The 11,087-nt window shown below is 64.0% G+C and carries 15 protein-coding genes; 10 read left to right on the top strand and 5 right to left on the bottom strand.

The window, feature by feature from the left end:
• Positions 1-1,871: strawberry notch C-terminal domain-containing protein (locus tag PX554_RS26020; RefSeq protein ID WP_338061628.1), on the top strand; the 1,871-nt coding region annotated here is incomplete at its 5' end.
• Here the strand turns inward: PX554_RS26020 and PX554_RS26015 are convergent.
• The 3 genes from PX554_RS26015 to PX554_RS26005 form a co-directional block, all read right to left on the bottom strand.
• The gene (locus tag PX554_RS26015) at positions 1,781-2,122 is read right to left on the bottom strand and encodes a poly-beta-hydroxybutyrate polymerase N-terminal domain-containing protein (protein ID WP_067737489.1); all 342 of its coding nucleotides are present in this window, start codon (positions 2,120-2,122) and stop codon (positions 1,781-1,783) included. The genes PX554_RS26020 and PX554_RS26015 overlap by 91 nt on opposite strands.
• A gap of 104 nt (positions 2,123-2,226) precedes the next feature.
• Positions 2,227-2,622 (bottom strand): Cu(I)-responsive transcriptional regulator, encoded by a 396-nt coding sequence (gene cueR, locus PX554_RS26010; RefSeq protein ID WP_067737486.1) that lies wholly within the window; start codon positions 2,620-2,622, stop codon positions 2,227-2,229.
• A complete protein-coding gene (locus tag PX554_RS26005) occupies positions 2,619-4,976 on the bottom strand; it encodes a heavy metal translocating P-type ATPase (protein ID WP_067737483.1) in 2,358 nt (785 codons plus the stop codon). Before PX554_RS26005 ends, cueR begins: the two co-directional genes overlap by 4 nt.
• Positions 4,977-5,246: 270 nt before the next feature.
• Here PX554_RS26005 and PX554_RS26000 point away from each other — a divergent pair, with 270 nt between their 5' ends.
• The 5 genes from PX554_RS26000 to PX554_RS25980 all read left to right on the top strand — a co-directional run bounded on the left by PX554_RS26000 (position 5,247) and on the right by PX554_RS25980 (position 6,924).
• Positions 5,247-5,573: a hypothetical protein gene (locus PX554_RS26000; protein ID WP_067737481.1), complete on the top strand. Its 327-nt coding sequence runs from the start codon at positions 5,247-5,249 to the stop codon at positions 5,571-5,573.
• A 70-nt stretch (positions 5,574-5,643) separates the two neighbouring features.
• Positions 5,644-5,949 (top strand): hypothetical protein, encoded by a 306-nt coding sequence (locus PX554_RS25995; protein WP_067737478.1) that lies wholly within the window; start codon positions 5,644-5,646, stop codon positions 5,947-5,949.
• A complete protein-coding gene (locus PX554_RS25990; RefSeq protein WP_067737474.1) occupies positions 5,942-6,445 on the top strand; it encodes a hypothetical protein in 504 nt (167 codons plus the stop codon). Before PX554_RS25995 ends, PX554_RS25990 begins: the two co-directional genes overlap by 8 nt.
• Entirely contained in the window at positions 6,445-6,615 is a 171-nt protein-coding gene (locus tag PX554_RS25985; protein ID WP_169801024.1) for a hypothetical protein, read from the top strand. Before PX554_RS25990 ends, PX554_RS25985 begins: the two co-directional genes overlap by 1 nt.
• Before the next feature lie 93 nt (positions 6,616-6,708).
• On the top strand, positions 6,709-6,924 hold the full coding sequence (locus PX554_RS25980; RefSeq protein WP_067737471.1) for a hypothetical protein: 216 nt from the start codon (positions 6,709-6,711) through the stop codon (positions 6,922-6,924).
• 42 nt (positions 6,925-6,966) lie between these two features.
• On the opposite strand, the gene PX554_RS25975 is transcribed toward PX554_RS25980, so the two are convergent.
• Positions 6,967-7,329: a hypothetical protein gene (locus tag PX554_RS25975; protein WP_245656626.1), complete on the bottom strand. Its 363-nt coding sequence runs from the start codon at positions 7,327-7,329 to the stop codon at positions 6,967-6,969.
• A 245-nt stretch (positions 7,330-7,574) separates the two neighbouring features.
• Here PX554_RS25975 and PX554_RS25970 point away from each other — a divergent pair, with 245 nt between their 5' ends.
• From PX554_RS25970 to PX554_RS25960, 3 genes are read left to right on the top strand one after another with little or no spacing between them, the layout of a single operon-like run.
• On the top strand, positions 7,575-8,369 hold the full coding sequence (locus PX554_RS25970; RefSeq protein WP_067737468.1) for a hypothetical protein: 795 nt from the start codon (positions 7,575-7,577) through the stop codon (positions 8,367-8,369).
• A 60-nt stretch (positions 8,370-8,429) separates the two neighbouring features.
• The gene (locus PX554_RS25965) at positions 8,430-8,606 is read left to right on the top strand and encodes a hypothetical protein (RefSeq protein WP_169801022.1); all 177 of its coding nucleotides are present in this window, start codon (positions 8,430-8,432) and stop codon (positions 8,604-8,606) included.
• Positions 8,603-8,800, top strand: a complete 198-nt coding sequence (locus tag PX554_RS25960) for a hypothetical protein (protein ID WP_067737465.1) — start codon at positions 8,603-8,605, stop codon at positions 8,798-8,800. The genes PX554_RS25965 and PX554_RS25960 overlap by 4 nt, the downstream gene beginning before the upstream one ends.
• Positions 8,801-9,007: 207 nt before the next feature.
• On the opposite strand, the gene PX554_RS25955 is transcribed toward PX554_RS25960, so the two are convergent.
• Positions 9,008-9,799, bottom strand: coding sequence for a Ros/MucR family transcriptional regulator (locus PX554_RS25955; RefSeq protein WP_067737464.1), 792 nt, complete (start codon positions 9,797-9,799; stop codon positions 9,008-9,010).
• Positions 9,800-10,195: 396 nt separating this feature from the next.
• Between PX554_RS25955 and PX554_RS25950 the strand changes: the two genes are divergently transcribed.
• The gene (locus PX554_RS25950; protein WP_067737461.1) at positions 10,196-10,846 is read left to right on the top strand and encodes an antitoxin of toxin-antitoxin stability system; all 651 of its coding nucleotides are present in this window, start codon (positions 10,196-10,198) and stop codon (positions 10,844-10,846) included.
• The last annotated feature ends 241 nt before the right edge of the window (positions 10,847-11,087 follow it).

Raw genomic sequence — 11,087 nt, 5'->3', positions numbered from 1 at the left:
GTGAAATCATGACAAAGCGACGCAAATCCGAGCCTCCTGCCGCTCCGCTCGAGATAATGGCGGACTGCAAGGAATATCTGATCGATTATCTCAACTCCGCCTTTCCGACGCGGATGATGCGGGTCTTCAAGGGGACCGACGGCGAGAACCGTTCCGAACTGATGACCGATGGGGACGGCCGACCCGTTCATTCACAATTTGCCCTGCAAACACGCGAGAATCTGATCGAGCGCCTCTGCGCGATGCCGGCCATTCCGTCCGCGCTCGACGAACTCATTCGCCATTTCGGTACCGACGGCCTGGCGGAGGTGACGGGCCGGACCCGCAGGCTCATTGTCGACAGCCAGGGACGGCAGCAGGTCGAACGCCGGACCGCGCGCAGCAATATCGCCGAAGCCGACGCCTTCATGTCCGGCGACAAGGCGGTCCTCGCCTTCAGCGATGCGGGCGGAACCGGGCGCAGCTACCACGCTGACCGCAATTGCAGGAGCGCCCATCGCCGGCGCGTCCACTATCTGCTTGAGCCGGGATGGCGTGCGTCGAGCGCGATCCAGGGCCTTGGACGCACCAATCGAACCAACCAACTCACTCCGCCGATCTTCCGGCCTGTCACCACCAATTGCCGCGGCGAGCGGCGGTTCATCAGCACCATTGCCCGACGCCTCGACAGTCTCGGCGCGCTCACGCGGGGCCAGCGGCAGACGGGCGGCCAGAATCTCTTCGACCCGGCCGACAATCTCGAAAGCGATTACGCCAAGGAAGCCCTGCATCAGTGGTACAACTTGCTCTACCTTGGCAAGTTGAAGAGCACGACGCTCGACGATTTCGTGGAGATGACGGGACTCAAGCTGACCGAGGGCCAAGGCGGCGGTTTGGTCTCCGATCTTCCGCCGATCCAGCGCTGGCTCAATCGCCTGCTGGCGCTGCGGATCGGCACGCAGGATGCCATCTTCGAGGAATATATGGCCTTGATCCAGGCACGCATCGATGCCGCAAGGGATGCCGGCACGCTCGACGTGGGCGTTGAGGCCATCAAGGCCGAACGGATGGTGGTCCTTGAGGAGCAAATCCTGCGCAGGGACCCTGTCACCGGCGCGGAAACCAAGCTTTCCCGCCTCGAATTGCATCACCGCCGCCGCGCCACGCCGTTCAAACGCCTCATGGACGAATGGTCGGATGCGAGAGACGTCGCCTTCCTGAAGAATGGCAAATCGGGACGCGTTGCGCTGCGTGTGCCTTCATGGTCCATTCTCGACAATGAAGGCCGATCCATCCAGGTCTGGCAGCTCATCCGGCCCGTCGGCTCTGAACGGATCCGGCAGTCAGCGCTGGCAGAGAGCTATTGGCAGGAAATCGGCGAGGAGAGCTTCCGCCAGGCCTGGGATCAGGAATGCGCGGACATCGCCGCTCGCGTCGATATCGAGACGATCAACATCGCGACCGGCTTGCTTCTGCCGGTCTGGAACCGGCTTCCAGACGACGATGTCCGCGTGTGGCGGATTTCCGACGAGCAAGGCAATTCGCTGCTCGGCCGCATCGTCTCGCCCGCTGGCTTCGAGAAGCTGGCCCAGTCCTTCGGCATCACGATGGCCATTGCATTGTCGCCGGCCGAACTCATTGCCGGCGCACGCGGTTACGACGGTGTTGCCATCCCGTCATTGCCTGGCACGCGCCTGCAGCGCGTCCATGTGAACGGCGAGGCCAGGCTGGAGGTCAAGGACTTCCCGCCGGCCAGGCGAGAGTGGCTGAAATCGCTCGGCTGCTTCACGGAGATCATTGCCTACAAGACCAGGCTGTTCGTGCCGACGAACCATGCCGAGGACATATTGTCCGCAATCGGGCGCCCCGGCGACGCGCTGCGCATCGCATAGTCGGCAAATCGCATGATCTTGCGGCCGCCCTTGGCAGCGAGCTGCAACTGCTTGCCCGGCGAGCCGAGAAGGTGAGTCAACCAGTCGGAATAAGACTGCGCCAACGTGGCAGGCGACAGGCCCGAAGTCAGTTGGGCGATGGCGCCGAAGCTGGATCGATGCCGCGTCGCCGCCAGGCCGTCCAGCGGGTCGAGGCTATTGGTCTGATTCGGCACGCTCTCGCTCCTGGTGCGGCGCAGCAAGCCCTGCATGTAGGACAGTCTCCTCGCACTCCGTATTCCTATGGAGGCGCCAATGACCTGCTCCAGTCACAAGTGGTGACCAAGCGATCTTGCGCCGCACCAATCCGGGCACTTCAATGGCGCACACCGGCCAGCCCCATGATGATCGGGCAGTCGGGCCGTTTGTCGCCGGAGCAGGCTTCCGCCAATTCCATGAGCGTCGCGCGCATGGCGACAAGCGCGTCGGCCTTGCGCCCGAGTTCGTCCGCGCGGGCGAGCGCCAGCGCCTTGACGTCGCTGCTGGACCGGTTTCGGTCCTGCCAGAGACCGAGCAGGGAGCGGATCTCCTCGATCGGAAAGCCGAGGTCGCGGGCGTTGGCGATAAACCGCAGGCGGTGCAGGTCGCTTTCGCCATAGTCGCGATAGCCTGCACCCCGGCGCGGCGGCGCCGGGATGAGGCGGATCTTCTCATAGTGACGGATCATCCGCTCCGAGACGGCGCTTCGCCGTGATGCTTCGCCGATGTTCACAGCGTCTGCCGATTGAGGCGGAGGGCATTGGTGACCACGCTGACCGACGACAGTGCCATTGCTGCGGCCGCGATGATCGGCGAGAGCAGAATGCCAAACAGCGGGTAGAGCACGCCCGCCGCCACCGGCACACCGGCGACGTTGTAGATGAAGGCGAACACCAGGTTCTGGCGGATGTTCGACATGGTCGCCTGGCTCAGCCGCCGCGCGCGCACGATACCGGTCAGGTCACCTTTCAAAAGCGTCACGCCCGCGCTTTCGATGGCGACGTCGGTGCCCGATCCCATGGCGATGCCGACATCGGCCGCCGCGAGCGCAGGCGCGTCGTTGACGCCGTCTCCGGCCATCGCGACGACGCGCCCCTCGCGCTTCAGGCGGGCGATCACAGCGCTCTTCTGGTCGGGCAGCACTTCCGCTTCCACCTCGTCGATGCCGAGGCGGCGAGCTACTGCCTCAGCGGTCGTGCGATTGTCGCCGGTTAGCATCACCACGCGGATGCCCTCGGCCTTAAGGGCGGCGAGCGCCTCGGGAGTGGTCTGCTTGACGGGGTCGGCGATCGCGAACGCTCCGCCGACCTTGCCGTCGACGCCAATGAAGATGGCGGTCGCGCCGTCGCGGCGCAGCGCGTCCGCCTGCTCGGCCAGCGTTTCTGTCGAGACGCCCTCCTCGCTGAGGAAGCGGGCATTGCCCAGCAGGATCCGGCGCCCCTCGACGGTGCCGAGCGCGCCGCGCCCGGTCGGGGAATCGAAGTCGCTGACATCACTGGTTGCGACACCTCGGTCCTTGGCTGCTTCCACGATCGCGCGCGCCAGCGGATGCTCCGATGCGCGCTCGACCGAAGCGGCGAGACGCAGCAGTTCGGTCTCGTCGAAGCCGGATGCCGCAACGATGCTGGTGACGGCGGGCCGGCCCTCGGTCAGCGTGCCGGTCTTGTCGACGACGAGCGTGTCGACCTTCTCCATATGCTCGAGCGCCTCGGCGTTCTTGATGAGGACGCCCAGGCCCGCGCCGCGGCCGACCCCGACCATGATCGACATCGGCGTCGCGAGGCCCAGCGCGCAGGGGCAGGCGATGATCAGGACCGCCACCGCCGCGACGAGGCCGTAGGCGAAGCGAGGTTCTGGCCCCCAGATGCTCCAGGCGATGAACGCGACGACCGCGATGGCGATCACGACGGGCACGAACCAGCTGGCGACCTGATCGGCCATGCGCTGGATTGGCGCGCGTGAGCGCTGTGCCTCCGCGACCATCTGGACGATGCGCGCAAGCATGGTGTCGCGTCCGACCTTGTCGGCGACGATGATCAGCGCGCCGGTCTGGTTGAGCGTCCCGCCGATGACCTTGTCGCCCTTCGCCTTGGTGACCGGCATCGACTCGCCTGTCACCATCGACTCGTCGAGTGAGGAGCGCCCGTCCTCGACCACGCCGTCCACCGGCACTTTCTCGCCGGGCCGCACGCGCAGCCGGTCGCCAACGGCGATGAGATCGAGGCTGACCTCTTCGTCGGCGCCGTGAGGACCGATGCGACGCGCGGTCTTGGGGGCGAGGTTGAGCAGCGCCTTGATCGCGCCGGAGGTGCGTTCGCGCGCGCGCAGTTCCAGAACCTGGCCCAGCAGCACGAGCACGATGATGACCGCGGCCGCCTCGAAATAGACGGCCACCATGCCATCGGCGCTGCGGAAGGCGGGCGGGAAGACGTCCGGCGCCAGTGTCGCGACGACGCTATAGCCCCAGGCGACGCCGGTTCCCATGGCAATCAGGGTGAACATGTTGAGATTGCGGGTCCTGAGCGATGCCCAGCCACGCTCGAAGAAGGGCCCGCCGGCCCAGAGCACAACCGGCGTGGCGAGGACGAGCTGGACCCATACCGATGCCGACATCGGGACGAAGTGATGCATCGCCGGGAAAATGTGCCCGCCCATTTCGAGCACCAGCACGGGGATGCTCAGCGCCAGGGCGATCCAGAACCGCCGCGTCATGTCGGTCAGCTCCGGACTTGGACCGGAGTCGGCGGTCACCGTCGCGGGTTCGAGAGCCATGCCGCAGATCGGGCAGACGCCGGGATGGTCCTGGCGGATCTCCGGGTGCATCGGGCACGTCCAGATCGTGCCTTCGGGTGCATCGGCCGGTGGCGCGGGTGGTCCCAGATAGCGCTCGGGATCGGCGACGAACTTGGCGCGGCACCCCGCGCTGCAGAAATGCCAGGTCTTGCCCCCATGCTCGGCATGGTGCGCGGTCTTCGCCGGATCGACGGTCATGCCGCAGACCGGATCCTTGACGCCCTCGATAGTCTTGGCCGGGCCGTGACCGCCGCAGCAACCGCCACCGTGCGCCGCCGAATGCCCTTCGTTCATCGCCTTTGCTCCTTTCGACGCCAGACGATGTAGGGTCTGACATCATGTCAGGGTCAATAGGTAATGACCGAAGTGACCCCGATGCTTTCAAATCCCTGAGCGGCGCCGCTCAGCCGGCGCGTGATGGCGCCGTGTCGGACCGCACGGCGTTGTCTCCCGCCTCGTAGCTATCGTGCTGAGTAGAGGTCAGATGCGCTTCTCTTCGCTACGCCGCGCGATCCCCAAAGTGAGCGTCACGACTTCCCAACCCAAACCCACTGAGATGTCGTTATGACCTATCCCATCTTTGCCCATGTGACCCTGCACATCGAGGTCCTTGACGCACAGGCCATGTGGCGGCGTGCCTATGGGGCCTATGAGGAGAACAACGGGACCGCGGACCAGGGCGGTTTCGAAGACATCTGCGGCACCGAGCACGAACCCGATATCTGCGAGTGCGCGCGCATGGTTTTCGATCCCGGCGACAGCCCGCCCGGAATCCAGATCCACGATAGCCTCGTGGAGATCCGGCCCCCTTCGTGGGACGATCGCTATCCCCATTTCATCGGTGATCGCGGTGACTTGGGGACTGACGGTTTCGGGGGCGGGCACGACTGAGGGAGAGGAGGAGGAGGGGCATGTGCTGATCGGCAGATGGTCTGTCGATTTCCCATTCGGGAGACATCACATGCCCGACCGTATCAGGCAGTTGCTCGTCGAAACCTTCAATGCCGACCTTGCAGCTCTTCTTTCCACCGCGCGCGTCGCTCTCCCCTCTATCGAAGGCCACGATGGCGTTCTGGAGCTTCAGAACGAAGAGGGGGAGTTCCTCGACTTCATCCCCGACTCCGCCTCGCCTGAAATGGTTGCGATCACCTATCGGCTCTACCGCCGTGGCTTCAGCGGCGGCCTGCGCGCCGGTGAAGAGGCAGCTTGGGTAAAGCTCCGCCGCCTGATCGGTGCTGCCGCTGCCCACGGAGGGCCCCATGGCTGACAATCATCTTTCGGCCAGCTTCGCCTTCTCCTGCACGAGCGCCGAAATGCTGTTGCTGAACGAAGCCTTCCAGTTCGTTTTCGACCGGACGCTTAAACTCGCCGCCGGCACCCCCAGTGCCAGCCTCCTTGCGATATTTCCGCCGACCGAACCCGAAGATCCGTGGAGCGGTTTTCGGTCCCAATTCCCCGATCCCGATTTTCCGCACCTGGGGGCGGACATCAGGGCGGATCGCCATGACGACGCTCCGGACCGCTACACGATCTACATATACGGCATGACCCATTTCCAGCCGGAGCCTATCGCCAACCTCATTCAAGGTTGTTGTCAGGCCTCACTCAAGGAAGCGCCGATCGGATTCGAATGGACGGAAACCTGCTCCCGACCGCGGCCTGGCGAATTCGGCGGCGGCTGGTGCGCCATCTTCCCCGACCGCGTGGAGTTCGAAACCACCCGCGAAGCCCTCACCGCAGCTCTTACGGGAGGGATCATCTGATGGAGACGTACATCCGCCTCTATGGCCCTTGGGGGGAACATCCCCACCACCCGGTCGATGACTGGAAATACGAAGTGGCCAACGACGATACCCGGCTGGGCTACTGGGCGTGGGTCGCTATTCGCGAGGGCAGCCCTGAACCTGACGCAAGTCCGGCGCGCGCCCACTGACCCGGGGTTAGCCAAGGCTCGTCGCGTAATCCGCGTCCTCCCCTGAAGGCCCGGCCGCGTGCCGGGGCTTTTTGGCATCATGAGGCTCCGACCATGATCCAGTCCTATTGCGACTGCCAGAAACTGGCGCTGGCATTGCAAGCCGCAAACGGTGAAATCCACTGTCTGGTGAAACTGTCAGGCCCCGGTCACATCGACGTCATGTGCGAAACCGATGTCCTCGCGGGCGGACAAGGCCTGATCGATGCGATATTATGGAGCACCGACGTCGCCCCTGACAATGCCATCGACCCATCGCTTCTGGCCTGAGCCAATGAGAGAACCGGTTGCCGGGAGCGGCCCCGAAGCCGTTCAGCTTCCTACCCGGGCGATCACACCCTCGGCATAGCGCGGGGCGTTCGGATCGAACTCGCCGAATGGTGCGAACGGCTCGGACGTCATCGCCAGCCCGCGCAACCCCGATAGCTTGAAGGTGCCCAGCTTGACCTCTGAAGGCTTTGAACCGTCTCGTTCTACAACCACGGCGTCCACATAAGGTTCGTCGTGCCGCTTATAGAGGATGTGCGGCGCGAGGATCACCATGCCGCGATTATAGGTCGCCCGCAAGGAGAGCAGATGTGCGATGCCATAGGTGATGATGGCTTTCGCCTCATCGGCCGTTCCGTCTTCCTGCTTGGGTAAGCGAAGCGACAAGGTCTTGCGATTCGAGGTCATGGCTCCTGGCTATTGGCGACATGACGCCGTTGCAATCGCGGAAATGGCCCGCTCCGCCTTCGTCGCCTCGGCGAAGGCGACCGCCGACAAAGACCCGCTGAAATCACGGAACATCGTCTGCGACCTCGCAGCGCCCCGTTTCTATCAGACCGCTCATCCATCCGCCGCGCGCAGCTAGCCATTCACCCTCGGGCCTGGGGAAGTGAAGCGGGATGGGGAGGTCGCATTCATCATGGGAGGAAAGGATGACGATTCCCATCCGGATCAAGGCGACCGGCTCTCTGGGCCACATCGCCTATGTTCACCGTTCTGGTGGCGGTTCGTTCAGTTGCACGCTCGCCAACGGCACACCGGCGGCCTTCTCCTATGCCGGAATCACCACAGACGAGATGGCGTGCCGCTTCGAACTCAACGACTGCGCGAGCGGCCAGGAGGCCCTCGCGATCGTTAAACGGCACGGCTCTGCCGGCTACACCTATGAGTTGTTCGCGTCGGCACGCTTCGGGCCGTCCGAGCCGATCGGAGCGCTCGCCGCTCTCGAAGCCGAGGTCCAAAGATTGAAGGCTCTCATTCCCTCCGTCTTCGAGCAGGTCGACAACCGCGCCGTCGATCGCGCTCGCGCGCTGCTCGCCGGCTATGTGCCCGATCCCGCGCCGACGCCGAACACTTCCGGCGCGCTTTACCTGCGCCTCTGGCACGGGCGTCGTGATCCTGCCGAAAATCTCGACGACTGGGGCAGCGAGGGCCCGGTGATCGGTCCGCTGGCGTTCGTGCAGACGACCTATATGTGCGACGTCAAATTCGCGGCGGCACCGGAGGTGATGGACCGTTTCTTCCCCGCTGTGATGGCCGACTGGCGCCAGCAAGGCTTTTCCAACGTCCATGGCCCCGTGTGCGATTGGCGTTTCACCATCGCCGATGATCTCATCGAATATGATGGCGTATTCTACGGTGACTGGAGCGTATTCGTCTCCAGCCCTGCCGATGTCGCCCGTGAAGCGGTCAGCACCAACGGCCCGCCAGCGCCCAACGCGCAATAGCGGCTTTCATCGAAACCGGTGCTTCCGGCCATTGTGACAATATCACCTGATGGAGGCCGTATGAGCCAGGACATGAACACGGTTCTGCACGGGCTGCGACGCATCATTGCCCATGCCCGTCAGGCCCAGATCCAGCCCCAGTTCGCCAAGGATCAGGCCTGGGAAATCGAGCAACTCGCGACCGAACTCCTCGACCAGGCGGGCTGGCCGCCCAACTTCCCGGAGAAGAAGCCATGATGGTCTATATCTCGGAAATCGTCATCGATGACGACCTTCACTGGTCTCAGCTCACCTATGGCGATCAATCCCCGGCCGATGCTCTGCGGCAGGCCGCGACAGACGCCCGCTTCGATGTCGGGGAGGCTCTTCTCCGGCATCTGAAGATCTACGGTCCGTTCGAGTTCGACCCCAATCAGCCCGCCGCCGCATAGCGATGATCGCCGCTTCGTTGCGCGGCTGAAGGCGCGCGGCGAGTTCAGCGAGGTCATTCAGTACAGGATCCGTCTGTTCATTCCGCTGGACCGCTCGAACGACGTGATCGAGGCGATCCTCGCCATGACGCGGTTTTGATCCGCAGATGCCGGTTCGTCAACAGAGCGGAAACCGTCCGAGACCCTGATGGCCCCGGACGGTATCGATCATTCCGCCGGGGCGACTTGCGGTGCTGCCCCGGTTGGCGCCGTGGTCTCGCCGGTCGCTTTCCGTGCCCGGCTGCGCTTCGGCTTCGGTGCGGTATCCGTGGTCGCCGCAGGAGCCTTGGCGACACCGGCCTTGGTGGTCTTGCGTTTCGCCTTTTTCGCTGCGGGCTTGGGCTCGACGGCCACGGCCTTGGCGCGCGCACGACGTGCTGGTGCGGTCTTGGCCGGAGTAGCTTCGGGGTGGACGGACTCGACCGCACCGGCAATTGGGCTCGCAGGAGCTTCCTCGGCCGCTGGCGCCGAAGCGCTCTTGCGCTTGCTGCCGAGACCCAGCTTCCGGGCAACCTCGCGCCGAGCCGCAGAATAACTCGGGGCGACCAGCGGATAGCCGGCCGGGAGGCCGTATCGGGCGCGATATTCGGCTGGTGTCAGTCCATGTGTCGACAGATGTCGCTTGAGCGCCTTGTAGGGCTTGCCGTCGATGAGGCTCAATATCTGGTCGGGAGAGGCGAGACTTTCCTCGATGGAAACTGCGGGCTTGTATGTTGACTCGGCGGCGGCCGCCTCAGGCTCGACCTCTATTGGCGGCATGGCCGAAGGTGTTTCCGCGACACTCCTATCAGCGGGCGTAACGGGGACTTCCTTTGAGGCTGAACCGGGGCCAAGCAGGGCGCGCCGTGTCCCCTCTACGAGCGCCGGCAACTCACTGCTCGGTACGGTATTGTTCGCGAAATAGGCACTGAGCAACGTCACGGTCAAAGACATGACGCCCGAATGGTCGTTCTCGGCCATGCAACTTCCTTCTTCTGGGTGGAACTACCGGTCTTGAACCAGACGCACTTGCGCAACCGTAAACAAACTCGTGCCTCCGTTTGCACCGGAAGTCAAAATGGAGGGGAGGACGGTAGTCATGGGTGGCGTGGCGGCTGGGTCGCGCAGTCTCTTGTTGAGCATTCCGACGTGCGTCCAGACTGCAAGACTCCCATTGGGTCGGCTGCCACCGGCCGAGCGGACATTCCGGCCCCTTCGTCGAACTTCATGCAGCGCGCGACATCCTGGCCGATCGCATGGGCAAATACGGGCACTGCCCCCTCGACGTGTGCGGCCTCGACCGGACCTCTCCCCAAGGGAAGCCTTCCGCTCTTCGATTGAGCCGGCGGCAATCCCTTCAGCACAAGGATCAACCTCATGCCCGAGATCATCCCGATCACGGTCTATCGGTTCGATGAGCTTTCCGAAAAGGCCAAGGACAAAGCCCGTTGCTGGTATCGCGAAACCGGCTTCGACTATGACTGGTTCGATTGCACCTACGAGGATTTCCAGCGTGTCTGCGAAATTCTGGGCGTCGATCTGCGTACCCGAGCTGTGCCGCTCTATGGCGGCCGAACCCGGCAGGAGCCCGTCATCTACTTCACGGGCTTCTGGAGCCAGGGCGACGGTGCCTGCTTTGAGGGTAGCTATGGTTATGTAACGGGCGCCCATCGGCGCATCCGCGAATATGCGCCGCAGGACCCCGATCTGCATCGGATCGCCGACACGCTCAGGGACGTCCAGCGGCGATATTTCTACCAGCTCCGCGCCGACGCTCGCCACAGCGGCCGGTATTACCACGAATATTGTATGACGATCTCGGTCGAACGGGACCATGCGGCCCGCAGCGACGTTGGCGACAAGGCTGAGGAGATGATCGTCGAGGCGCTTCGCGACCTGGCCCGCTGGCTCTATCGCAGCCTTCGCTCCGAATATGACTATCTGACCTCGGACGAGGCGGTCGAGCAGGCCATCGCCGCCAACGATTATCTGTTCTGCGAGAGCGGTCGGCGCTTCCGCGGCTGCTAGGCTGCCGCCGACGACGCCTTCGCGGACACGCGTTCTGAGTCGCTCTACACGCTTGCCCTGCTTCCTAACCATCAGCTGTCGAACGACGCCTCGCTCGCTGAGCCGGGCGCCCGCGTAGCCTCGCACCAGGCCGTCGGCGCGACGGACCGGACAATCATCAACCCCTCTCATGACTGCCATCTGCGCTGCAGAACGAGTTTATCCTGCCGCCAACCTTTCGGCTAGCGGTGAATTTGGCCTG

Origin of the sequence: Sphingomonas pollutisoli (genome assembly GCF_029167165.1) — a bacterium.
Lineage (GTDB): Bacteria > Pseudomonadota > Alphaproteobacteria > Sphingomonadales > Sphingomonadaceae > Sphingomonas > Sphingomonas pollutisoli.
This window is presented reverse-complemented; position numbering and strand designations above follow the sequence as displayed.